Genomic DNA, 24,184 nt, shown 5'->3' on the forward strand with positions numbered 1-24,184 from the left:
TAACTGATTATTAATAAGGGCTGTATTTTATATACACAGCAGTCCTTTACAGGATTTCTTTTAGGAGACGAATATGGCTGTTTATGTAAATACCAATGTAGCATCTTTAAATTCACAACGTCATTTAGGTAATGCTACCAACGAATTACAAACTTCTTTTCAACGTTTATCATCTGGTAAGCGTATCAATAGCGCTGCTGATGATGCTGCTGGTTTACAAATCGGTTCTCGTTTAGAGTCACAAATAAATGGTTTAAACCAAGCATCTCGAAATGCAAATGACGGTATTTCAATGGCGCAAACCGCGGAAGGTGCGCTAGACGAAACAACGAACATGTTACAACGTATGCGTGTACTTTCAATTCAATCTGCGAATGGTTCAAATTCTCAAGCTGATCGTAATGCATTGCAATCAGAGTTCAATGAATTACAAACTGAAATCACGCGTGTATCAACGGATACAACGTTTGGTGGTGAAAAGTTACTTGATGGTAATTTCAATCGTGAGATTCAAGTTGGTGCTGATGCGAACCAAACCATTACACTAAAAATGACAACAAGTATGGATGCGACAGCGTTGGCTGTGGGTAGTGGTACAACGAACGTTTCAACTGCGGGGGGCGCACAATCAGCAATTACGGCTCTTGATGCAGCGCTTGAAACGGTAACGGGTACACGTGCTGACCTAGGTGCGAAACAAAACCGTTTTTCATCAACGATTCGTAACATCAGCAATATTGCTGAAAATGTATCAGCGTCTAAATCACGTATTGTTGATACCGACTTTGCTGCTGAATCCGCTAAACTGGCACAAACTCAAGTACAGCAACAGGCGGCAAGTTCGATGTTAAGCCAAGCCAATCAAACTTCACAAGTAGCACTATCACTGCTTTAATCGTTTAGGTTTATGTTTGCCCTGCACCTTGTAGGGCATTTTGGTCTTTGGGAGTTACCATGTCCATTGATAATAATATGGATCATAAGAGCATTCGTTTTAATCCTGACCCTGTTGTGACAAAAGAACCTGTCATAACGAATCCTGCCGTTTTAATTTCACCAATCGAACAAGTTTTACCAATCGAAAATTTATTATCTGAACCAGAAATAGCGAATGATGTAAATTTGGAACAAAAATTGCTTGAAGCAAAGGATACGCTACAAGCTCATTTTGATGTTAATAATAAGAAGCTAAACTTTAGTGTTCATGGTGACACTGGCCGTATGGTAGTTAAAGTTGTTGATCCCGAAAGTGGTGAAATACTGAAAGAACTACCATCAGAAGCGGTTTTAAAGATGGTCGCTAACATTGAGCAATTTCAAGACAATATATCAGCTAGTTCAGGTCTCTTATTTGATGAGATGGTTTGATTAACATAGCGAGATAAAATAGTAGGATGTTTAATGTGGCAGGCAACTTATTGCCTATCACATTACTATTGATGAAAATTAAGGATACGCATGGCTGGTATTACGATGGCAGGTTCAGGTTCTGGTTTAGATCTGGAAACGATCATTACAACATTTGTAACTGCTGAAAAAATGCCTAAAGAAACACGCTTAAATAAGAAAGAAACTAACCTTACAGCGGAGTTATCTGGTATTGGCACTTTGAAGGCGGGCTTGGCCGATTTTAAGGCCATTACTGGCCAATTGGGTAATGTGGACTCTTTTTATCAAAGTAAAACTAATATTAGTTATCAAGGCCGAAATGTCGAACAAACCACTGCTGGTAACGGTGTTGATAGCGCTGCGTTGCCTATCACTATTAAAACGAAAGGTGTGGTACCAAAAGGTGCATTTGATGTTGAAGTGAAACAGCTTGCACAGGGGGCGCGATTAGAGTCTGATTTTTTACCCGATCGAGAAACCAAACCTGGGCAGGGCATGCTGTACTTTGACGCAGGTAAAGATACTTTCCAAGTAAATGTTAATATCACTGATACATTACAAAACATTCAAAAAAAGATTAATGATGCGCCTGACAATTACGGTATTAGTGCCAATGTAATTAGTTCTGATCTGGGGGCTAAAATTGTCTATACCTCAGAAAAAAGCGGTAAAGCAAATGATTTATCGGTTTTCACCTCGGATTCGAGTTTGAGTATTATTTCATCTAGTATGAACGGGCACCCAGCCACCGATGCGATTATTACGGTGGATGGAAATACTATAACCAGAGAGACTAATGTCTTTAATCATGCGGTATCAGGCGTCACTATTACTGCCAATAGTTTGACTAAACTGAACGAGCCTGCCAATTTTTCAACGTCGACAGATCATGCTGCGGTGCAAGAACTCATTTACGGTTTTGTAGATGGTTATAATACCTTGATGGACAGTATCAATGTATTGACCAACCCTGAGACGGGTGTCTTGAAGTATGACTCAAGTGCACGAAGTATCAAGCAGCAGCTGCAGAGTATTACCGGCGGCGTGGTTAATGATGCCAACAAGAAACTAAACACCTTATACGGCGCAGGTATTTCGTTAGAAGAAGGTGGGATGTTAGCGGTTAACCCATTTGGTATGAATGGGTCTAAGTCTGGTACCCAACGCTTAAATGACGCAGTAAATGACTCATTAGATGATCTTGGCAAACTTTTTGCAGGGAATAATGGTATTGCGGCACAAGTGAATAGCGTGTTGGCAAACAATTTGGGAAATCGGGGGATGATTTCTCAGCAGGAAAATATGCTGAATGATAATTTACGTGATATTGGTGATGATCGCGATAAATTAGATCGTTACATTTCATCATTTGAAGATACATTACGGAAGAAATATACCGCCTTAGATAATACGGTGTCACGTTATAATGCCACCGGTGATTATATTCGTAATGTATTAGGTTAATCATATTATTTTTTGGTATTTAAATAAATCAATAGTTAGGTAAAAACATGAGAGCTAATATAAGACGTTATCAGCAAGTCAGCCGAGAAAGTGGTATTTCTACTGCTGATAACCACCAAGTGATTTTTATGTTGTTACAGGGGTTATTAGATTCTGTAGCAGTAACAAAAGGCTGTATTTTACGTAAAGATATTGAAGGTAAAGCCAAATCTATTAATAAATCAATTAATATTACATCTGGTCTGATCGATGGTATTAACCATAAGATTCATCCCGAGATTGGTGAAAACTTTGATGCGCTTTATCGTTATATACAAGTGCGTTTAAATGATGCGTCATTAGAGCGTTCAGTCGAACCGTTAGATGAAATCACAGCATTAGTCACACCGATTAAAGATGCATGGTTAAACATTCCTCAAGCGGAAAAAGAAAAAGCGGAATCGATGCGTAAGCAAGCTAGCGGTGCTTAATGATGGATACCACTGACGTTGAATTAATGGCGAAGATATCGGCTATCTCCGCGCAAGCAAAGCAAGCAATTATAGAAGAAAAGTTGGCTGAATGTGATCAACTATTAATCCAACGTCAGGTTTTAATTGAGCAGTTAGTGCTGCGTTCGAACCCTGCTCAATCCCTTAATACCCATGCTTTTCTTACTCAGTTAATGGCGGATGACCAAACGCAAATCGCATCATTAAAAAAAACGAAATTAGCCCTTGAATCACAGCAAGCCATCACTAAGCGTAGTGCCAAATTAATTAATCGCTATCTTACTATTAAACAATTTTAGGTTGTTATTATGGACCATTTAAATCACGATATTGCCGCACACATTGCTGCGCTAGAAGTACAACAGCAACAGCGTAAAAAGCAGGTGAGTCTGGCTCATGCCATCGATGCGATTAATGCTAAAGTACAACCTAGCGCAGACCCTATCGCCTTATACCAGGCGAATATGCGTGCGTTTGAGCAGTACATTCCTGATATCTACCAATCTTTTGTCAATTATCAACCGACTAAATTTGAGTTAGCGAGGGTTGATGACGCATTACATTTGGTTGATGTGGATAATAACGTGGTATTAGGTGAAGATTATTTTCATGATAGTTTGATTGATTTTGAGCAATTTCGGGTTAATCCTCAATTGGCTCGTATTGATTTTTCGGAAGAGATCGAGAGTGTTGGTGATTTCATTCATGTGAAATATCTTAATCAATTTATTCGGGCTTTAAAGGGGATTAATAGCAAACATAAAGACGAATTTGTGTTGCCTGAAGCGGTTAATATGATGGTGTTTTTCGGCTTAGGTTTGGGCTATTTCTTACCTGAAATGCTAAGTAAGCACAGTGTAAAACGGTTATACATTTATGAACCAGAGAATGATTTTTTCTATGCGAGTTTATTTACGCTAGATTGGGCTGATATTCTACAACGTCTTGATGATAGCGGCAGCAGTTTACACTTGTGCCTCGGGGCAGATGAAGATGTATTTTTTAATGATATTTCCTATCAATTAATGACCAAAGGTCGTTATGACTCGACATTTAGTTTTTGTTATCAGCATTACCAAACAGAACAAACAAATAGCGCGTTAGAAAAATTCAATCAGAAAAATTTCCATGTCGCGTTCGGTTTAGGCTTTTTTGATGATAGCTTAATGGCGTTAGCACATCAGTATCATACTTTAAATAGTCACGTGCCTTTATTAGCAAAAGTTGAACCGCTACCAGAATGTGCAACACGCTCTGTGTTTATATTAGGGAATGGTCCCTCACTTGATGAGCATATTGACTATATTCGTGAAAATCGAGACAAGGTATTACTTGTTAGTGGAGGGACGACAATTCGTGCCTTACAGCAATATGGTATTACCCCTGATTTCCATCTAGAAATGGAGCGTACTAAGGTGACCTATACGGTTCTAAAATCGGTTGCTGATGATGCCTATTTAAGATCAATCCCACTCTTAACGCTAAACACGGTGACACCTGATGTGCTCAATTTATTTGATCGCAGCTTGATGGGGTTAAAATTACAAGAGCCCTCAACTGAGATAATTCTGAATTCAGAGTTAGGCTGTGACAGTGATAATTTAACGCAATTGGTCTTTGCTAATCCTACGGTGTCTAATTTAGCCTTATCTTATTTCACGCGAATGGGCTTTAAAAACATTTATTTGTTTGGTATTGATCTTGGTTTTTCTGGTGATGCCCATCACAGTAAAAAAAGTATTTATTACCATGAATCTGGAGAAGATAAGTTATTATTTGATAAGAAAAAACTATCTGGTTTTGTCTCTCCTGGTAACCATGTTGAAGAAGTTGAAACGACAATGATTTTCCAAATGTCTGCGAAAGGCATGGGCGAGTTATTAGATTTTTATCCGGATGTTAAATGCTACAATCTCGGCAATGGTATCAAGATTAAAAATGCCATACCAACGTATCAAGCCGATGTTGTATTGACAGATGAAGTGTTTGATAAAACTGAATTTGTTGATCGTATGTTGGCACATTATTCTGCAGATACGACGGTGCTAGCGAAGCAGTACAGTGCGGTCTTAGATCAAGATATATTTGTCCATTTTGTCGATGAAATGATTGCGATGGTTAAATCACCCGTTGCCAGCCGTTATGATGCATTAGAGCAACTACAACAACAATTTATGTTATTAAATAGCCAGCTTAAGACGAAGCATGCATTCTTAGTTGAGTTATTAAACGGTACGTTACAGCATTGTCATGCCGCACTCATTAAAATGTTGTTGTTACCAGCGGCTGCTGAGCAAGGCCTTGTTTATTATCAACAGGGCATCGATATTTATATTAACTACCTTGAAGAAACGAAGGTGAAATATAAGCGAGAACTGTTCGAAGTAGATCAAACGGATATTTCAGATATTTGGAAATAACAGACGTTAGTTTACGCTGGGTTTATTTCGTTAAGTAAGGTGAAAGTCGCGGGATAAGACTGCATCTTACTATTATTTAGGTATATAATCATAAGCCATTCAAACAGTTTGGCTTATGATGAAAACATATTTTTTAATCCCTTTCCTTGCACTATTATCCGCATTAACGCCCCTTGCTGTTGATATGTACCTGCCCGCGATGCCAAGTATTGCGAGCGATTTTAATATCTCGATTGAAATAATTCAAACAACGCTTAGTACCTATCTATTAGGTTTTGCAATTGGTCAGCTTTTTTATGGCCCTCTGGCAGACAGTTATGGCCGTAAACCTGTGCTTATCTGTGGATTAATCACTTATTTAATTGCCAGCATTGGCATTGTTTACGGTGATACAATCGAACAATTTAAGTGGTTACGGTTATTGCAAGCGATAGGTGGCGGGGCTGCATCTGTGGTGGTTAGCTCACTGCTGCGTGATCTATTCTCTGGTTCACTGTTTTCTAAAATGATGTCTTATGTTGTATTATCAATGACATTAGCGCCGTTAGTTGCTCCGTTAATTGGTGCGCAGCTATTAGTGTGGTTTAGCTGGAACAGCATATTTGTGCTGCTCGCGATTATTACTGTGTTATGTATTGTGGTGAGTGCTATCGGCCTTAAAGAAACATTACCGAAAGAACGTCGGGTCGCGTTTAATTTACGGCAGGTATTTCGTAATTATTGGCTGATTTTACGTAACCGTAAAGTGCTTGGTTTAATGCTTTGTGGCGCGTTTAATGTGTCTGGTATGTTTGCCTTTTTAACTGCTTCACCATTTGTTTATATCGATTATTTTGGCATTGATGCACAAAATTATGGTTACCTTTTTTCCTGTAATATTCTAGGCATGATGGTCGTGACATGGATGAATGCCAAGATTGTGATGCGTTATGGTTATCAACAAATATTACGCGCTGGTATTATTATTAGTGCGGTGATCTCGGTATTATTTTGGGTGATAAATGTAAACCTAACATTTGGCTTAGTTGGTCTGATAATTTCGACCGTTGCTTATATATCATTGATTAGTTTAATCGGTTCGAATGTGATGACGGGAGTATTAGCCGAATTCCCTCATATATCGGGGACGGCTTCAGCGTTGTCTGCGACGATCCGATTTGGGTTTGGTGCTATAGCAGGGTTAATTATCAGTATCTTACATGATGGAACACCATTGCCTATGATCATGGTGATTAGTGGTTGTGGTATATTATCTTTCCTCAGTTATTTTATACTGACGGATAGAGCAAATAAGGACAGTTAATGCGAATTGAATTTATTAGTACTGGCGACGAAGTATTATCAGGTCAAATTGTCGATACCAATGCGGCATGGATATCACAATATTTTTTTCATCAAGGTCGAGAGTTTACCCGTCGTCATACCGTCGCGGATGATCTCGAATCGCTCATTGATATCATTACGGAAACAAGCCTTCGTGCTGATGTGGTGATCATGAATGGTGGTTTAGGTCCAACGTCAGATGATTTAAGTGCTGAAGCAGCGGCGAAAGCGATGGGCGTACCATTAACATTATCGCAAGAGTGGTTCGATCATTTAGTGGCTAAATATGCCAAATCTAATCGTACTTTGTCTGTGAGTGACGAAAAACAAGCTTGGTTACCACAGCGTAGCGAAGTGGTTGATAATCCAGTTGGCACTGCATGTGGTTTTAGTTTTCAATTTAATCGTGCTCGTTTTTACTTTACCCCTGGGGTACCAAGTGAATTTAAACATATGGTTACCGAGCAAATACTACCGGATATTCAACAACGTTTTACGCCAGTAACAATACCTACTTTAATCAAGATTAAAACATTTGGTATTTCGGAATCTGTGTTGAATGAACGCTTAGCCGCATTGTCACTTCCGCAGTCAATTACGTTGGGATTTCGTGTTGATTTTCCGACTGTTGAAGTGAAATTATTATCGATAGTTCAAGCTGATTTAGCGAAGGCCAGAGAGCGAGTACTTGCAGAGCTTGGTGAGTTTGTGCTGTTCGAAGGGGATTATTCGTTTGCACAATACTTGCAAAATATAATACTCGAAAAAGGGCAAACATTATCGCTTGCGGAGTCTTGTACTGGTGGACTTATCGCGAGTGAATTAATTGCTGTCGCGGGTAGCTCTGGTTACCTCGATTCGAGTCATGTGACTTATAGTAACGAATCTAAGAGTCGTTTAGTCAATGTTGATAAAACGACGATAGCTAACCACGGGGCTGTTTCAATAGAGGTCGTTGCCGAGATGGCTGAAGGCGCGATGCTGAATGCGGGGGTTGACTTTGGTATTGCGGTGTCCGGTATTGCTGGTCCTGGTGGCGGTAGCGAAGCAAAGCCAGTTGGCACGGTTGCGTTTGCTCTGGCTAGCAAGACACATACTTACAGTCAGTTGCTATTTATCCCTCGATGGAGTCGTCAAGGGATTAGAAAGGTGGCGTTATACGTAGCTTTAGATATGTTGAGAAGAGAGTTGTTGGGATTAGGTTTAGCGGCAGAATTTGGTTCGATAGAGCGTCGAGCTGAACAGGATAAGGTGAAGGACTAGTCTTTTCGTACTGTAATAGCGTTGTGATAGCAGCAATCACAACGCGTTCTTTATTTTGTCCTTGTTACCATTTCTGTTTTGGTTGAAACAGTAGGTCTAATTCATTTTTTTCGTTTTCTTTTTCTTGGCGATCTTTTAAATCATCTGATGAAGCTTGAGTGAGTTGTTCGTTCACATCATTAAGTAAAGAGGTGAGTGTTTGGTGTTTATTGACAAGGGATTCATTTTTATCATTAATATTATTTAAGGTATCTATACCCTTACGGAGTAATTGCTTACAAGAACCAAATTGACTTGTTGCCCGCGCTTCATAAGCACGCTTCAATAAATTATCAATGTTGACGTTCAGTTGCATCAGCTCAAGTTTACGATCTTCAATCACAAATGTTTGGGTATTTAGTTTGCTTTTTGCATGTTCGACACGTAGTACAGCGCGAATTTTTTTAATTTGTTGTAATAATATAATGGCTTCACGATCGGAGTTCGGAGAGCGAAACATTTTGTTTTCAGTCTGAGCGGGTGCATCTTTTAATTGGGCCATTTGCGCTTTAACATTCACTAAGCGTTGACGGACTTGCGGCAGGGAAGGGTCCATTTGTAATGTCGCTGTAAGTGAATCATGCATACGGCTATGTAGCACTAACATAAGAACTTTACTGTAAGGTAGTGATGTTGAATTTAGCAGTAGTTCTTCAGCTTCTTCAATTACTTGTCTGTGTTTTATGATTATCTGGCGTTTTTCGGTTTCAGCTTTACGCTTGTACTGTAAGATGATGTTATAACCGATCACCAAAAATAGTAGAACAGCAATCGCGATAATCATAAGAGTGAACTTCATTGTATAATAGACCTAATTTTGCTGCGGTATATAAGATATTACTATAAATACTTTAGTTAAGGTAGTGTTAACGTGAAGATACCCCCACCAAGACTTCCACCATTTTTTAGCGCGATATGTCCTATTTTCCCTTTAATTATATGCGCGTTAGCAATTAATCGAGCAAAATATAAGCCTAACCCAGTGCGCCCTTGCTTACAACTTAACTCGCCCATTGCACTGTGCTGTGCTTGTAACATGCTGTCAGGGTAGCCATCGCCGTTATCGGCAATTTCGATCACAAGCTGTTTATTGACGATATTCGCCGTTACGAGGATTTGTCCTTTGCTGTAGCGTAATGCATTGATGAATACATCGGATAATAAGTAACTAATTAAATTGTGATCACAATACCAAGCGAGATCGATATCGATGTTAATATTAATTTCAATGTTATGACTGTCACTATACATCTGATTTTTAATGCGAAACTCATTGAAATAATCTGAAATAAAGCATTCGGCAATGTTTAATGGTAGCTGATCATGTTCATCACGGTACAAAGAAAGTACTTGGATTAAGCCGCTATTAAGACGTAATACTTCATAGTGTAAATCAGCGAGTTTAGCGCCGTGTTTACGGTCATCTTGCGAGGGGTTGATATCTGCAGACATCGATTCAATTGATTGTAATAAGAGGCACAAGGAATTTTTCATATCATGTACCGCAGATGTTAGGATCAACGCATAATCAACTGTGTCTTTGCTTGGTTTAATGTTATCGTCTAAAGGTGTCATGATATTTTTGTTCGGCATAAAAGTAATGACCCCTAGGATATATTATTAAGAAGAAATAACAGTATTCTGCTATTGTTTTGTTAGAATACAATTAATTATTTGGTATATAGAGCACATCACGAATGAAGTTACAGCAATTTAGATACATAGTCGAAGTCCTAAACCATAATTTGAATGTGTCGGCGACAGCAGAAAGTCTTTATACTTCGCAGCCTGGTATTAGTAAACAAGTTCGTATGCTAGAAGATGAGCTGGGAGTGCAGATCTTCGAACGTAGTGGCAAACACCTCACCAAAGTGACGCCTGCAGGTAAAGATATAATTCGTATTGCTACTGATATTCTGGGCAAGGTTGAAAGTATTAAAGCTGTTGCAAGTCAACATACGCATCCTTCTAAAGGCACGTTGAACATTTCTACCACGCATACTCAAGCGCGCTATGCCTTGCCAAAAGTAATTAAAGGCTTTATTGAACGTTACCCAGATGTATCACTGAATATGCATCAAGGTACACCTGCACAAATCAGTGATTCAGTTTCTAAAGGTACTGCTGATTTTGCTATCGCCACTGAAGCATTGCATTTATACAGCGACCTAGTAATGCTGCCTTGTTATCACTGGAACCGTTCAATTATTGTTAAACCGGGTCACCCATTAACGAAAGTTGGTAAGATCACGGTTGAAGATATCGCAAAATATTCATTGGTGACTTATGTATTTGGTTTTACTGGTCGTTCAGAATTAGATTGTGCGTTTGATGAAGCGGGCTTAGAGCCTAAAATTGTCTTTACCGCAACCGATGCTGACGTGATTAAAACATACGTGAAATTAGGCATTGGTGTCGGTGTTTTAGCGACAATGGCATTTGATGACGAAATTGATGATGATTTAGTTCGCATCGATGCAAGTCACTTATTTACGTCGAGCACGACTAAAATTGGTTTCCGTAAAGGGACGTTCTTACGTACTTATATGTATGATTTTATGGAACGATTTGCACCGCATTTAACGCGAGATATTGTTGATAAAGCGATTATGCTAAAAACAGCAGAAGAGATTGATGAGATGTTTAAAGATATCCAGCTATCAACGAGGTAACGAGATAACGAGATAACGAAATAGTATTCACTCGGCTAACACAGTGTACTTAGTCGAGGGTGTTTTCAGTCTGTTTAGTTACTTTTTTTGATTTCTTTTTGACTGTCTTTTTATGATTACTTTTTATTTTTCCCACTTCTTTCTTCGCAGACCCCTGCACGACGGTAGAACAAGCATTATCGTTAATAACACTAATTAACGCATGCATACTTTGTGACAGACTATCATCATGGGTAAGCCGTGTTATTTGTTCGCTGACAATATCGATAGCACTACTCATCACGACTTGTTCTAACTCTGTAAAGGCATCTTCGATGTAACCGGATAATTTCGTCAGGTCAGGTAGATTTGTTCGACATGCGATTAAACCAACATTGAGATTATTCATGTAACTGTACAGTGTTATATTCAGTGACATGCCAGGTGGTAATGCTGATAACGGGAAGCATTCTTGCATTTCTGCGCCCATCATATACATGGGCTTGCGCGGTCCCGGCACATTTGAGATCAGCACATTACCGACTGGTGGTAATACATTATCGAGTTTCAACAACTCACTGATTACTGCTAACCCCTGACTTGCTAGTGTGTAACTCGTTAGCGCTTCATCTGATAATGATCTTGCTTCTTTCTTTAATTTATCACAAGACTCTTTAATGGCCATCAATCGAGCGAGTGGAACTGTATTGCTGTGACCTAATTCCACCATAGTAATTGCAATGCGGTTATTTGATGTGGTGTCGTTTGATGCTCTAAGATTCATCGGGATTTGTGCTGTAAGCGGCTGCTTAAGTTTATAATTAAGGTCGGATAAATAACGATGTAATGCGATATCACAAATACATACCACGACATCGTTGATCGTCGTTCCCGCTATTTTGCCTATGTTCTTTACACGCGAAAGTGGCAGTACGCTTGTTGCGGCTCGACGTGCACGTTTAGGACTCACTGAAAAAGGGGTTTTGGGTGCTGTAAATGGCGTTGGTATACTGGTTTTATAAACGTTAGCAGCTTGTAATAACAGCCGAGAACCAAGTCCAATAATCGAGGGTATAGCACGCACTTGTTTTGTTAATAAAGCACTGTTTTGTTTTAATTTATGTACCAAACTCGCTTTAATTTCAGGGTTAGGTTGCTTACCTTCAAAGCCTTTTAGGCTCCAAAATGCTTGTAATGGACCTTCGGCTTGCTGTGATAAATAGCTAAGCATGATTTGGTTACCTTTAGCACCGTCAGTGAAAGCGTGATGCATTTTTAGATAAACCGCAAATTGATTGTTAGCGAGACCTGAAATTAAATGTATTTCCCATAATGGACGGTTACGATCGAGCAGATTTGAGTGGGCGTGTTCTATGTATTCAATGAGTTGCTCTCGTGTTCCCGGTTGAGGTAAGCGAACGCGGCGAACGTGATAATCTAGGTCTATATTATCATCTTCTTGCCAGTACATCATGCCCGAGTAAGCAGTATATAGTTTGTAATTAAAAGGCTTTTCTATTTGCGTGAATTGCATCAGTTGTTGATATAGGTCTGTACCGTAATCGCCTTGATAGTCATTCGGAATATCAAAAATTTGCATTGCAGCTACATGGTTTGGCCGCGATACCGTTTCGCAATATAGGAAACCCATATCGGGTAGAGTGAGCGCTTTCATTATATTTCCCTAATTTTTGCAGAGCGGACAGCTAGCTACGTCGTGCGATTTGAATAGAATAAGTGACCTAATGAGTAGAGAATAATTAAACAGTAAAGTCATTAGTCTCGATGCTAATCACTGCTATTTACACCTAAAAGTATGAGTGTTTATCTCATAGGCTGCTGAGTATTAAAATAAATGCGTAATCAAAGGGGTGAGGGAAGCGTAATACCTGTTATAAGGTAGTCTGTGGTTACTTTCTTTGTGGTATAAAAAAGCCAGAATAGTGACGAGCACATTCTGGCTTTTATTTTATCTACATCTAAATAATTTATGCTTATTTAGGTTAGTGTCAGACTAAGTACAAGTGTGCGCTTTTTTGATGTCGCCTACATTTAATACTTTAATTGCTAAACCACCTTGTGAAGTTTCACGGTATTTAGCATTCATGTCTTTGCCTGTTTCGTACATAGTTTCGATAACTTGGTCTAACGATATACAAGGCTCACTGGTACGACGCATCGCCATACGTGAAGCGTTAATTGCTTTTACAGCTGCAATCGCGTTTCGTTCGATACAAGGTACTTGTACTTGGCCACCAACAGGATCACAAGTTAGACCTAAGTTATGCTCCATGCCGATTTCCGCCGCTTGGCAGACTTGTGAAGGACTCGCCCCCATTAATTCCGCAAGACCAGCGGCCGCCATTGAGCACGATACGCCTACTTCACCTTGGCAGCCTACTTCTGCTCCAGAGATTGATGCATTCGTTTTGTATAGGATACCAATAGCACCTGAAGCAAGGTAAAATTTAGTCTGTTCTTCACGCGTCAGCGGACGAATAAACTTATTGTAATAAGCTAATACTGCCGGAATGATACCCGCAGCGCCATTGGTTGGTGCTGTCACTACTCGGCCACCGGCTGCATTCTCTTCACTAACAGCAAGTGCGAACATGTTAACCCAATCAATAATAGTCATTGGATCAGTGTTAAAACCATCACTGGCTTCTAGTTGGCGTTTAAGCGCGGGAGCACGACGCGGTACACGTAATGGACCAGCAAGTAAACCTTCTGTTTTACAACCGCGTTCGATAGATTCAGACATTGCAGTCCAAATGTTAGAAAACGATTGATATGTTTCATTTTCACTGCGGAAAGAACGCTCATTTTCTAACATTAATGCACTGATAGATAATGCATTTTCGTTACAGTGCTTGACTAATTGAGCCGCGTTGGTAAATGGGTATTTAACGTTTGCCGTTTCACCTTGTGTTAAACCGAAGTTTTCTTCGTCAACGATGAAACCACCACCGGTAGAGTAGTACGTTTTTGTAAACGCAACTTCACCATCGATGTAAGCATGAATTTTCAAACCGTTTTCATGTAGTGCAAGCGGTTCATCAATAAAGTTCATAGCTGAAGCGGGAAAATCAACAGTATGACAGTGTAGACCGATCGTTAAACGACGTGTTTGTTCAACACGGAGGATAAATTCTGGGATTGAGTCAATATCAACAGTTTCAGGTAAATTACCTGCTAAACCCATGATGATAGCAATATCAGTGTGGTGACCTTTACCAGTCAACGATAATGAACCATGCACATCCACTGTGATTTGAGTGACTTCGCGGATCTTCCCTGTCGCTCGTAGGTCGTCGATAAATTGTTTGGCAGCTTTCATTGGACCAACAGTATGAGAACTAGATGGACCAATACCAATTTTGTAGATATCGAATACACTGATCATAGTAATTCCTCAGCAGATGCTTAAGTTATATAAGCTTAAATAAATAAATAGCGCGCTAACAGACTTTTGCTAGGCAGAATAATAGAGACTAAACTTTTTTTTAATCTCTCAAATTTTTAGGTCGTTATCATAGCGCTTTAATTGGAAAACACAACTGCCAATATAGCAGTCTGCACTGTTATTTAGAGGTTGATCCCATATAACAATTCATTATGTTTCATAATTGCAGTGTAAAGCTTTGCTGTATTTATTTAGTGAAGATAATTAGAGTGCGAAGGTAATAATGACGTTTATTTAGAATGTCATCATTACCTTTAATAATGAATGGCTTAGCGTGTTTGTAATGTTTACTGTTAATAGTTAATAATCCAGTGATCAACTAATAATAATATAAATAACACCATTAAATGTATGATTGAGAATTTGAATGTTTGAAATGCAGTTTTACGTGTGGGGCTGAATTTTAAGCGATAAGCGTAATAAATAAAGCTTATTCCTAGGATAGTAGAACCCGTTAAATAGAGTAGACCACTTAACTGGGTGAGCCAAGGTAGCCAGGTTACAGGTAGTAGTAGCAGTGTATAAAGCAATATCAGAGTCTTAGTGTATTCAGCGCCATGGGTAACGGGTAACATAGGTATCTTGGCTTTGGCGTATTCTTTCTCTTTATGGATGGCCAATGCCCAAAAGTGTGGCGGTGTCCAAATGAAAATAATCATCACCAATAATAATGCCTGCCCAGTCACTTCTCCTGTCATTGCGGTCCAGCCAAGCAGTGGTGGTGTTGCACCAGCTAGCCCGCCAATGGCGATATTTTGTGGCGTAGCTCGCTTCAAGTACATAGTGTAAATGACGGCATACCCAATCAGGCTGGCAAAGGTCAACCAGGCGGTTAACGCATTTACAAACACAAAGAGTGTTGCCATACCGATTATTGCCATACTTGTAGCAAAGAATAATGCTTTTGGTGTACTAATCGTGTTCTGTACTAATGGCCGGTGGTGGGTTCTGGTCATGATGGCGTCAATACGCTGGTCAAGAATATGATTGTATGCTGCTGCGGCGGCAGAAAGTAACCCTATGCCGACTAATGCAGGGACTAATAAACTGAGTGAAGGTAAATCGGGCAAGGCGAGTACCATCCCGACTAAAGCGGTCAATAACAATAAGGCAACGACTTTGGGCTTCGTTAGTTGGTAATATGCGCGCCAGTTTGGTGTGAGCGTTAATTTGATTGATTGCGTATTCATAACACCTCTTGCAGTTGCTGTTGGTTTAACCAAAGTAGGGTTACTAAGGTGATGAGTAGGATCGCAGCGACTAAATTATGTGCCACAGCAATGCTAAGTGGTAATTGAAAAAACACGTTTGCTACCCCCAAACTTACTTGTACACATAAAACGATAACGAGTACCTTGGCGGTAAGGCGGATCTTTTTTTCAGGTTGAGATTTAAATAATTGATAGGCGGTTAATAGTAAAAAAATGAAGGTCACACCAGCCCAAATCCGATGAGTAATATGAATATTCATTCTGGCGATCGTATCGCGCACACCGTACTGATAAGTTTCGGCCAAAGGACTCAGGCTAAATACATCACTAAAGTCAAAACGGCTGAGCCAGTCACCGTTGCATATTGGGAACTCAGTGCAGACAATTGCAGCGTAATTTGAGCTTGTCCAGCCACCGAGTGCAATTTGAATGATTAATATCGGCAGGGCAATGCCGCAGTATAATTGGATCCGCATCAACCGTTGCCGCTGTGTTGGTAATATAACCTTGTTATTGAGTGTTTGCGTAGCTTGGATGAGTGTCCCTTTTATATTGGATAGCCGTAATCGCAGTAACACAAGCAGGGTTAAAATACTAAACCCGCCTAATAGGTGCCCCATGACAATAATGGGTTGTAAGTTCATGGTCACTGTCCACATACCTAAAGCAGCTTGAAATAGCACTAATAAGACTAACAAAGTCGCTAATGGAACGTGTTGTTTGCGCTTGCCACACGTGATGAAAATGAGCAGGATAAGCATGCCTAATAGTCCTGCAATATAGCGGTGGATCATTTCGTTCCATGCTTTCTCGGTATGCAGTGGTTTATCAGGATAAGCTAATTGAGCTGATGCGATATCTTTTGCGTTTGCGGGGACTGAGTTAAAACCATAACAGCCCGGCCAATCAGGGCAACCAAGTCCGGCGTCGGTTAAGCGCGTATAAGCCCCGAGTGCAATCACTAGAAAGGCAAGTAGTATCGTCAGGTTGAGCAGTTTTGACATAGACAATCCTTGTATATTCGCTGACTTATCCGATTTTAGATATTTTAAGTAAGCGTTTTAAATCCTTTAATAAGCCCGCTGATACCTTTATTGCCGCTGTCCTATCTGCTGGGTATTGATAGTGCATAAAGATATTTCCATGCGGATCAACTAAATATAGTGTATCCGTGGATAATTGGTTTTGGTTTATCTCACTTAATTGCAATCTTTCTAGGGCTGGTATTTCAACGTTATCGCGAGATAAGTTTGCTGGCGGTATGACGGTTACTGGGTATTTAGTGAGATAGCGCTGTACTCTCGTTCCTTCGGCGGCCAGTAACGTATGTACTTGCTGCATTTGCCATAAACTTTGTTGGCATTGTTGTGCGCATCTATCACTTGGATTATAGAGCAGTAACCATGCTTGCGGTGGCTGTGACATGGTTAGCGGTGGTGATAAAAGTTTTCCTGTATTGGTTTTAGCCCCCTGATACCAGTCATTAACTAGCACTAATTTAGCGATTAAAATGGGCGCTATAAATAAGCCCACGATGATGAATAATGGCTTTTTCTGCATGACTAATCCTTATCTTGCATGTGCTTATATTGAGTTTGATATCTTTTTAACCAATAGCCACTCGATAGGCTTAACGCAAATGCTAAAGCAAACCATTGGACCGCATAAGCCGTATGTTTAGCGGGTGGCATGACCGTTATTGTCCACGTTTTGATAAAGCCGATGTGCGTGTCTGGATTTAGTTGTAATAGTAGTGGATGGAGTGGCATGTCTAGCGTGGTCCGTAGTTGGGGTATATCGGTACGCTGTATTACCAAAGGCCCTTGTGTCGTAGGGGCGATATTCTCACCGAGAAGCAAAGGTGAACCTTGCTGTGCACTTAAAGTACCGTCTAACTGATAATGCCCTATCAGTAGCGGAATATCAGGTAACAATGAACGTGACGCTGAACCAGGTAACCAACCAAGGTTAACGAGAATAGTTTGTTTATCGCTGTGAAAGGGAAGATACAAATGATAGCCAAACTGTTTATTGTAAGTTTGATTATCTAATAATATCGGTGCTTCATTATCAAAGTAACCGTATAAAGATACCTTTCGATGTAAACTGCCAGCGGTTATTTGAGTGAGAGATGTGAGCGTTGGTTGGTTGATATCTAATAGCGCTTGCTTCTCTTGTGCGCGGGCTACTTGCCATAACCCTAATTTTATACAAACGATAATCGCGAGTAGGCTAAACAGAGCAAAACTGATTAAGCGCTTAGAGAGTTTATAGCCTTGCATCGTGCTAAATAAAGTCTGCATATTTAACCTTAAAAAATAACGGCTTGGATCGAGTTATAAATGCCCGTTTTGAGCATACTATTAAGGATAGAGTTATTTTTATAAAGTGGTAGGAAAACAGATGAAAATTGAAGTTAATTAACAGCTTGCAGACGAATATCCCAGCGAATGACGCTGGGATAGAAGCGTTATCAGAATTGCAATGATTAACGTGAAATTAAGGTTAACTTAATCGTGTGTTATTTTACTTGCCAAGCGATAGTTTCGCCCGTTCTGATTGGCACCATTTTAGCGTCACCAAAAGGCAGTGTTTCAGGCACTTTCCATGCAGATTTTTCTAACGTGATAGTGTCCGCGTTACGTGGTAAGTTATAAAAATCAGGACCATTGAAGCTTGCGAATGCTTCTAATTTATCAAGTGCATTTTCTTGTTCAAATACTTCAGCATAAAGCTCAATTGCAGCATGTGATGTATAAGCGCCAGCACAACCACAAGCAGATTCTTTTTTATCATCGGCATGTGGTGCAGAGTCCGTACCAAGAAAAAATTTGTTGCTACCACTTGTTGCAGCTTTAACAAGTGCCGCTTGATGCGTATTACGCTTCAAGATTGGTAAGCAATAGTAGTGAGGTTTAATACCACCCACTAACATATGGTTACGGTTGAATAATAAATGGTGTGCTGTGATGGTCGCAGCAATATTGTCACTGGCATTATTTACAAATTCCACGGCATCAGCAGTGGTAATATGCTCAAGTACAATCTTTAAATTTGGAAAATCAGCAACAACGGGTTTTAATACGGTATCTAGGTAAACTTTTTCACGGTCAAAGATATCAATGTCAGCATCTGTTACTTCACCATGCAATAACAATGGCATACCTGCATCTTGTAACGCTTGTAGTGCAGGGTAAACATTCTTAATTGATGTTACACCCGATGATGAATTTGTCGTTGCACCAGCAGGGTAAAGCTTTGCCGCATAAACAATACCGGTTGCTTTTGCAGTGCGGATATCTTCAGCAGTTGTTTGATCGGTAAGATAGATAGTCATTAATGGACTAAATGAAGAATCGGCTGGTACGTTAGCTAAGATACGTTGGCGGTATTCTTTGGCGATCTCAGCATTTGTTACTGGCGGTACCAGGTTAGGCATAATGATTGCGCGACCCATGTAACGGCTAATGTCAGCAACAGTATGTTTTAAAACATCACCATCTCGAAGGTGCAGGTGCCAGTCATCTGGGCGGGTGATCGTTAAAGTTTCCATTTGATTTCTCCATCGCTAATTTCCGCAGATTCTAAAGAGTAATGTAGGGGAAGTCAAAGACGTAGTCTGAATTGATGATAAAAGACGAAACCAAGTAAGCTTACTATTAATATTAGCTTACTTGGCCTCTATTTTATCAACTTAATTACATGCCGAAGCTAGCAGCCCATTGCATCATTAAACCACTTATATAAGCACCGTACGTTCCTAATGCGTAACCTAATACAGCAAGTAAGATGCCCACGGGTGCTAATGATGGGTGGAACGCAGCCGCAACAACGGGTGCTGATGCTGCGCCACCGACGTTAGCTTGACTACCGACAGCCAGAAAGAATAAGGGTGCACGGATCATTTTAGCGACAATAATCATTAGAATGGCATGGATTGATAACCAGATGATACCAATGAGGAAGTAACCTGGATTGTCAAAAATAGCGGTAATATCCATATTCATACCGATGGTCGCAACCAAGATATAAATAAAGCCTGAGCCAACTTTTGAAGCACCAGCATGTTCAAGTTTACGAGACATAGGTAGGCAAGATGCAATCAGTGCAAATGTTGTCACCAAGACGATTAACCAAAAGAACCCAGATGTTAGGCTGTATTTTGCTAATTCTGGTGCGTTAATTTGGATCCAAGGGGCAATTTTATCACTTAAATAGTGCGCAAGACCGGTTAAACCAAAGCCAACAGCAATAATTGACATGATGTCTGGGGTTGTAATTGGACGTGCATTTTCAGCTTCATATTTTGTAACCGTTTCTTTAAGTTCATCAATTGCACTGGTATCAGCTTTAAGCCATTTATCCACGCGTTTTTGATTACCCGCCATGATCAATAGAATCGCCATCCAAATATTGGCAGTGATAACATCGACAGTGATCATTGCTGAGAATAAACTATCATCAACAGTGAATACTTCTTTCATTGCTGCTTGATTCGCACCACCACCAATCCATGAACCGGCAACGGTTGTGAGGCCACGCCATACATCGCCACTTACAATGTCAGGGTTGATTTGATCAATAATAAGGATCGCGATTGGACCACCAATCATGATACCAAACGTACCGGTTAAGAACATGATAATGGCTTTCGACCCGAGTCCCATGATCTTCTTCAAATCAGCTGAAATGATCAGTAGTACTAACGCTGCAGGTAATAAATAGCGGCTCGCCACAAAATATAGACTTGATGAACTTGCATCGATAATGCCAAATGTATTAAGGAGTGACGGTAGGAAATAGCATAACAAGAGACCTGGAACGAACTTGTAGAACTTCTTCCAAAAAGGATGTTCACTTTTTTCAGTAATGAACACCGCGCCCAAAATTGCTGCGAGTAAACCCATCACCACAGCATCGTTGGTAATAAGATTGATTGAGTTTTCCATCTTCTTCCTTGTGAGATTAACACTGTACAACGCGTTAATACATTGTTGAATTATTTATCACGGAATATACATTAATCACTGCTTTATGATCAATTGGAAGAGTAAGTGAGTGTACTGGTACGCATGGGTGGCGTTATATTCTATTTGTGGGGGTGGTATGAATTATGTGCACATTTAGTTTAATGCGTTTAAATATAGTAATATCTGTATGATATTAGTACATGGTAGAGGCGTTTTAGGAGGGGGTAACTGAGATCACAAAACAGAACTTATTACCCTAAAGAGGTGGGTTTGAATCTCGTTGAATAAACCGATACATAGAAAAAAAGTGTTTAACCGTGAAAAGATCCTCATCACGACACTTATTTAAGTACCGTGACGAGGGTGAGTAATTCGTGCTGCGCAGGTTTATTTATGGCTAAACTATTTATGACTAAATAATATAGACAAAAATGAACAGAATTATCCACACAACATCGACAAAATGCCAATACCAAGCAGACGCTTCAAAAGCAAAATGTTTACCCGGAGTAAAATGCCCGTTGATAATACGAAATAACATGACGGTTAGCATGATGACCCCCAGCGTTACGTGCATGCCATGGAAGCCAGTGAGTAAATAAAAAGTATTGCCATACACACCAGAATCAAATTTTAATGACAATGCGTGGTAAGCATGTACATACTCTTCAGCTTGAAAAAATAAGAAGGTAACCCCTAAAGCAACGGTAATGGCTAGCCAGATGACCAACCTTTTACGTTGTTTTGCTATCAGGCTGTGATGGGAGAAATGTAATGTTACCGATGAACTAATTAGGATAATGGTGTTGATGAGCGGCAAACCATACCAAGGCATTGCTTGTGTTTCTCGTCCATCGGGTGTGATTGTTAATGGCCACTGGGGTATGAAGTCAGCCCAAATCACAGCATGGGTCATGGCATTGTTACCTTCACCGCCCAACCAAGGTATAGATAGATTACGTAGGTAAAACAACACTCCAAAGAGCGCGAAAAAAAACATCACTTCTGAAAAAATAAACCATAACATGCCCATTCTTAAAGAACGATCAAGTTGCTTATTGTACAACCCGTTCATTGATTCGGTGATCACATTTCTAAACCAACTAATGAGCATAAACAATAGTATGCCAATGCCGATTAATAAAATAGGTATCCCGCTGTTACTGCCGTCTTTATCGACTTGCTGAACTGTCGTTGCCGCACCGATGGCAATGATAAAGAGCGCGATAGCACCGACGAAAGGCCAAATACTGCTTGCTGGAACATAGTAGTTTTTTGGGGCTTTGGCATATTCATTATTATCTTGCATTACAGGGCTCCTAGCGCATAGCTACTTCTGTCGGCTCATTTTTAAATAGGGTGTAGGCGAGGGTTAACGTTGATATATCGGATGGTATATTAGGGTCGATATAAAAGATCAGCGGCATCATTGCTTCTTCGTTTGCCGTTAACATTTGTTCTTGAAAACAAAAACATTCTGTTTTTACCAAATATTGCGCACCATAACCAGGGGAAATGGAAGGCACAGCACGGCCGAATGTATCTTGGTCACTTTGATTAATGGCAACAAAACTAACCTGATAGCGTTCGCCTGGATGTAGCTCTACGCTCCTGATTTCAGGTTCGAATGTCCAAGGTAATTGCTTATTTAAATAAGTGACAAACTCAACTTTCACCGTGCGTGATTCATCAACGCTCGTTATTGGTATTGTTGATGCTCGGCTATAATCTTTACCATTGAGTCCCGTAATATCGCAAAACACATCATATAAAGGCACGAGTGCAAAACCAAAACCGAACATACCAACGACGCTGAATATTAATAGCCGTAAGTGCTTTTTCATTTTAGGTGTTGTCATTATTTCACCTCGGGTGGTGTATCAAAAGTGTGATATGGCGCTGGAGATGGTACGGTCCATTCTAATCCTTCGGCACCTTCCCACGGTTTTGCAGGGGCTTTTTTACCACCGCGAATAGCCATCATTACAACAATGACAAAGATGATCTGAGAAAGACCAAACAGGAAACCACCAATACTGACTATTTTATTAATATCGGCAAATTGCAGTGCGTAATCTGGGATCCGACGAGGCATCCCTGCAAGTCCCAAGAAATGCATAGGGAAGAAGAGAATATTGACAGATATTAATGAGCACCAAAAATGTAACTTACCAAGCTTTTCATTAAACATGTATCCGGTCCATTTTGGTAGCCAGTAATAAGCGGCAGCCATGATAGAGAATATGGCACCAGTCACGAGCACATAATGAAAATGCGCCACAACAAAGTAAGTATCATGGTATTGGAAGTCCGCAGGGGTAATCGCCAGCATCAATCCCGAAAAACCACCGATAGTAAATAACACGATAAATGCGAGTGAAAATAGCATGGGTACTTCAAAGGTAATAGAACCACGCCAGAGGGTTGCTATCCAGTTAAATATTTTCACCCCTGTAGGCACGGAAATGAGCATGGTGCAATACATAAAGAACAGTTCAGCGGCCAGCGGTAAACCAACGGTAAACATATGGTGAGCCCATACGGTAAAGCTAAGAATAGCAATGGATACGGTTGCATAGACCATTGAGTGGTAACCGAATAATTGCTTACGTGCAAATGCGGGAACAATCGCTGAAATGATACCAAATGATGGTAAAATCATGATATATACTTCGGGATGACCAAAGAACCAAAAGACATGTTGGAATAACACCGGATCACCACCACCTGCGGCATCAAAGAAACTGGTACCAAAGTATTTATCGGTGAGGATCATGGTGACCGCGCCAGCAAGAACAGGCATGACGGCGATTAATAAAAATGCAGTAATTAGCCAAGTCCATACGAACATTGGCATTTTCATCAATGTCATCCCTGGTGCACGCATATTTAAGATGGTCACGATGACATTAATCGCCCCCATAATCGAACTGATCCCCATTAAATGAATAGAAAATACAAACATGGCGGTACTGTCAGGACTGTATTGAGTCGATAGTGGAGGATAGAAGGTCCAACCAAAGTTAGGCCCACCGCCTTCGGTAAATAATGACAATAGTAATAAAGAGAATGCGAAAGGTAGGATCCAAAAACTCCAGTTATTCATCCGTGGCAATGCCATATCTGGCGCACCAATCATAAGCGGTAGCATCCAGTTCGCAAGTCCTACAAAAGCAGGCATTACCGCCCCAAAGACCATAATTAAACCGTGCGACGTGGTCATTTGATTAAAAAAGTTGGGTTCAATCAATTGTAAGCCAGGTTGGAATAACTCAGCCCTAATGATCATTGCCATCGCCCCACCGATGAAAAACATGGTCAAACTAAACCACAGATATAATGTACCGATATCTTTATGATTTGTTGAAAATAACCACCGTTTATACCCATGGGGAGCGCCATGGTGATCTGTTCGTATTTTTATTGCTGGCACATCCAAGATGGTTTGATCAGCATTATCTTTTAATTGTATCTCACTCATTTTTCTGTCCCTTGAA

Annotated in this window: 22 protein-coding genes; 9 read left to right on the top strand and 13 right to left on the bottom strand. The window is 40.2% G+C overall.

Annotation, left to right across the window (positions count from 1 at the left end; translation table 11 throughout):
* The first annotated feature begins 73 nt into the window (after positions 1-73).
* The 8 genes from AKG98_RS00835 (at position 74) to AKG98_RS00870 (ending at position 8,350) form a co-directional block, all read left to right on the top strand.
* Positions 74-895, top strand: a complete 822-nt coding sequence (locus AKG98_RS00835) for a flagellin (RefSeq protein WP_067039932.1) — start codon at positions 74-76, stop codon at positions 893-895.
* 59 nt (positions 896-954) lie between these two features.
* Complete coding sequence (locus AKG98_RS00840) at positions 955-1,368, top strand: flagellar protein FlaG (protein WP_067039935.1); 414 nt, start codon at positions 955-957, stop codon at positions 1,366-1,368.
* Between the two features lie 90 nt (positions 1,369-1,458).
* Positions 1,459-2,853: a flagellar filament capping protein FliD gene (fliD, locus tag AKG98_RS00845; protein WP_067039938.1), complete on the top strand. Its 1,395-nt coding sequence runs from the start codon at positions 1,459-1,461 to the stop codon at positions 2,851-2,853.
* Between the two features lie 47 nt (positions 2,854-2,900).
* Complete coding sequence (fliS, locus tag AKG98_RS00850) at positions 2,901-3,323, top strand: flagellar export chaperone FliS (protein ID WP_067039941.1); 423 nt, start codon at positions 2,901-2,903, stop codon at positions 3,321-3,323.
* Positions 3,323-3,643 (top strand): hypothetical protein, encoded by a 321-nt coding sequence (locus AKG98_RS00855; protein WP_198155365.1) that lies wholly within the window; start codon positions 3,323-3,325, stop codon positions 3,641-3,643. The genes fliS and AKG98_RS00855 overlap by 1 nt, the downstream gene beginning before the upstream one ends.
* Before the next feature lie 9 nt (positions 3,644-3,652).
* A complete protein-coding gene (locus AKG98_RS00860) occupies positions 3,653-5,764 on the top strand; it encodes a 6-hydroxymethylpterin diphosphokinase MptE-like protein (protein WP_067039946.1) in 2,112 nt (703 codons plus the stop codon).
* Between the two features lie 115 nt (positions 5,765-5,879).
* A complete protein-coding gene (locus AKG98_RS00865) occupies positions 5,880-7,067 on the top strand; it encodes a Bcr/CflA family multidrug efflux MFS transporter (RefSeq protein ID WP_228140171.1) in 1,188 nt (395 codons plus the stop codon).
* Entirely contained in the window at positions 7,067-8,350 is a 1,284-nt protein-coding gene (locus tag AKG98_RS00870; protein WP_067039952.1) for a CinA family nicotinamide mononucleotide deamidase-related protein, read from the top strand. The genes AKG98_RS00865 and AKG98_RS00870 overlap by 1 nt, the downstream gene beginning before the upstream one ends.
* Positions 8,351-8,414: 64 nt before the next feature.
* On the opposite strand, the gene AKG98_RS00875 is transcribed toward AKG98_RS00870, so the two are convergent.
* The gene (locus AKG98_RS00875; protein WP_067039955.1) at positions 8,415-9,188 is read right to left on the bottom strand and encodes a DNA repair protein; all 774 of its coding nucleotides are present in this window, start codon (positions 9,186-9,188) and stop codon (positions 8,415-8,417) included.
* Positions 9,189-9,244: 56 nt separating this feature from the next.
* Entirely contained in the window at positions 9,245-9,982 is a 738-nt protein-coding gene (locus tag AKG98_RS00880) for a sensor histidine kinase KdpD (RefSeq protein WP_198155367.1), read from the bottom strand.
* A gap of 104 nt (positions 9,983-10,086) precedes the next feature.
* On the opposite strand from AKG98_RS00880, the gene cysB reads away from it, so the two are divergent.
* Positions 10,087-11,061, top strand: a complete 975-nt coding sequence (gene cysB, locus AKG98_RS00885; protein ID WP_067039958.1) for an HTH-type transcriptional regulator CysB — start codon at positions 10,087-10,089, stop codon at positions 11,059-11,061.
* Between the two features lie 49 nt (positions 11,062-11,110).
* On the opposite strand, the gene AKG98_RS00890 is transcribed toward cysB, so the two are convergent.
* From AKG98_RS00890 to ctaD, 11 genes are all read right to left on the bottom strand, one after another.
* Positions 11,111-12,715 carry a wax ester/triacylglycerol synthase family O-acyltransferase gene (locus tag AKG98_RS00890; protein ID WP_067039961.1) on the bottom strand — a complete coding sequence of 535 codons (1,605 nt, stop codon included), beginning with the start codon at positions 12,713-12,715 and terminating at the stop codon, positions 11,111-11,113.
* A 339-nt stretch (positions 12,716-13,054) separates the two neighbouring features.
* On the bottom strand, positions 13,055-14,446 hold the full coding sequence (locus tag AKG98_RS00895; protein WP_067039964.1) for an L-serine ammonia-lyase: 1,392 nt from the start codon (positions 14,444-14,446) through the stop codon (positions 13,055-13,057).
* A 353-nt stretch (positions 14,447-14,799) separates the two neighbouring features.
* Positions 14,800-15,696 (bottom strand): heme o synthase, encoded by an 897-nt coding sequence (gene cyoE, locus AKG98_RS00900; RefSeq protein ID WP_067039967.1) that lies wholly within the window; start codon positions 15,694-15,696, stop codon positions 14,800-14,802.
* A complete protein-coding gene (locus AKG98_RS00905) occupies positions 15,693-16,721 on the bottom strand; it encodes a heme A synthase (RefSeq protein WP_067039970.1) in 1,029 nt (342 codons plus the stop codon). Before AKG98_RS00905 ends, cyoE begins: the two co-directional genes overlap by 4 nt.
* 25 nt (positions 16,722-16,746) lie before the next feature.
* Positions 16,747-17,277 carry a hypothetical protein gene (locus AKG98_RS00910; RefSeq protein ID WP_067039973.1) on the bottom strand — a complete coding sequence of 177 codons (531 nt, stop codon included), beginning with the start codon at positions 17,275-17,277 and terminating at the stop codon, positions 16,747-16,749.
* 2 nt (positions 17,278-17,279) lie between these two features.
* A complete protein-coding gene (locus tag AKG98_RS00915; RefSeq protein WP_067039976.1) occupies positions 17,280-18,020 on the bottom strand; it encodes an SURF1 family protein in 741 nt (246 codons plus the stop codon).
* A 218-nt stretch (positions 18,021-18,238) separates the two neighbouring features.
* Positions 18,239-19,270, bottom strand: coding sequence for a dihydroorotase (pyrC, locus tag AKG98_RS00920; protein ID WP_067039979.1), 1,032 nt, complete (start codon positions 19,268-19,270; stop codon positions 18,239-18,241).
* A gap of 145 nt (positions 19,271-19,415) precedes the next feature.
* Positions 19,416-20,666 (bottom strand): DUF819 domain-containing protein, encoded by a 1,251-nt coding sequence (locus AKG98_RS00925; protein WP_067039982.1) that lies wholly within the window; start codon positions 20,664-20,666, stop codon positions 19,416-19,418.
* 433 nt (positions 20,667-21,099) lie between these two features.
* Entirely contained in the window at positions 21,100-21,996 is an 897-nt protein-coding gene (locus AKG98_RS00930; RefSeq protein ID WP_067039985.1) for a cytochrome c oxidase subunit 3, read from the bottom strand.
* 10 nt (positions 21,997-22,006) lie between these two features.
* Positions 22,007-22,546: a cytochrome c oxidase assembly protein gene (locus AKG98_RS00935; protein ID WP_067039988.1), complete on the bottom strand. Its 540-nt coding sequence runs from the start codon at positions 22,544-22,546 to the stop codon at positions 22,007-22,009.
* On the bottom strand, positions 22,546-24,168 hold the full coding sequence (gene ctaD / locus AKG98_RS00940) for a cytochrome c oxidase subunit I (RefSeq protein WP_083543846.1): 1,623 nt from the start codon (positions 24,166-24,168) through the stop codon (positions 22,546-22,548). The genes AKG98_RS00935 and ctaD overlap by 1 nt, the downstream gene beginning before the upstream one ends.
* Positions 24,169-24,184 lie beyond the last annotated feature (16 nt).

The organism is Moritella sp. JT01 (assembly GCF_001574435.1).
GTDB lineage: Bacteria > Pseudomonadota > Gammaproteobacteria > Enterobacterales > Moritellaceae > Moritella.

Bases quoted from the DNA above. Each gene is read 5' to 3' on its own strand.
- AKG98_RS00835 (WP_067039932.1), top strand. From the start codon at position 74: ATGGCTGTTTATGTAAATACCAATGTAGCATCTTTAAATTCACAACGT.
- AKG98_RS00840 (WP_067039935.1), top strand. From the start codon at position 955: ATGTCCATTGATAATAATATGGATCATAAGAGCATTCGTTTTAATCCT.
- fliD (WP_067039938.1), top strand. From the start codon at position 1,459: ATGGCTGGTATTACGATGGCAGGTTCAGGTTCTGGTTTAGATCTGGAA.
- fliS (WP_067039941.1), top strand. From the start codon at position 2,901: ATGAGAGCTAATATAAGACGTTATCAGCAAGTCAGCCGAGAAAGTGGT.
- AKG98_RS00855 (WP_198155365.1), top strand. From the start codon at position 3,323: ATGATGGATACCACTGACGTTGAATTAATGGCGAAGATATCGGCTATC.
- AKG98_RS00860 (WP_067039946.1), top strand. From the start codon at position 3,653: ATGGACCATTTAAATCACGATATTGCCGCACACATTGCTGCGCTAGAA.
- AKG98_RS00865 (WP_228140171.1), top strand. From the start codon at position 5,880: ATGATGAAAACATATTTTTTAATCCCTTTCCTTGCACTATTATCCGCA.
- AKG98_RS00870 (WP_067039952.1), top strand. From the start codon at position 7,067: ATGCGAATTGAATTTATTAGTACTGGCGACGAAGTATTATCAGGTCAA.
- AKG98_RS00875 (WP_067039955.1), bottom strand. From the start codon at position 9,188: ATGAAGTTCACTCTTATGATTATCGCGATTGCTGTTCTACTATTTTTG.
- AKG98_RS00880 (WP_198155367.1), bottom strand. From the start codon at position 9,982: ATGCCGAACAAAAATATCATGACACCTTTAGACGATAACATTAAACCA.
- cysB (WP_067039958.1), top strand. From the start codon at position 10,087: ATGAAGTTACAGCAATTTAGATACATAGTCGAAGTCCTAAACCATAAT.
- AKG98_RS00890 (WP_067039961.1), bottom strand. From the start codon at position 12,715: ATGAAAGCGCTCACTCTACCCGATATGGGTTTCCTATATTGCGAAACG.
- AKG98_RS00895 (WP_067039964.1), bottom strand. From the start codon at position 14,446: ATGATCAGTGTATTCGATATCTACAAAATTGGTATTGGTCCATCTAGT.
- cyoE (WP_067039967.1), bottom strand. From the start codon at position 15,696: ATGAATACGCAATCAATCAAATTAACGCTCACACCAAACTGGCGCGCA.
- AKG98_RS00905 (WP_067039970.1), bottom strand. From the start codon at position 16,721: ATGTCAAAACTGCTCAACCTGACGATACTACTTGCCTTTCTAGTGATT.
- AKG98_RS00910 (WP_067039973.1), bottom strand. From the start codon at position 17,277: ATGCAGAAAAAGCCATTATTCATCATCGTGGGCTTATTTATAGCGCCC.
- AKG98_RS00915 (WP_067039976.1), bottom strand. From the start codon at position 18,020: ATGCAGACTTTATTTAGCACGATGCAAGGCTATAAACTCTCTAAGCGC.
- pyrC (WP_067039979.1), bottom strand. From the start codon at position 19,270: ATGGAAACTTTAACGATCACCCGCCCAGATGACTGGCACCTGCACCTT.
- AKG98_RS00925 (WP_067039982.1), bottom strand. From the start codon at position 20,666: ATGGAAAACTCAATCAATCTTATTACCAACGATGCTGTGGTGATGGGT.
- AKG98_RS00930 (WP_067039985.1), bottom strand. From the start codon at position 21,996: ATGCAAGATAATAATGAATATGCCAAAGCCCCAAAAAACTACTATGTT.
- AKG98_RS00935 (WP_067039988.1), bottom strand. From the start codon at position 22,546: ATGACAACACCTAAAATGAAAAAGCACTTACGGCTATTAATATTCAGC.
- ctaD (WP_083543846.1), bottom strand. From the start codon at position 24,168: ATGAGTGAGATACAATTAAAAGATAATGCTGATCAAACCATCTTGGAT.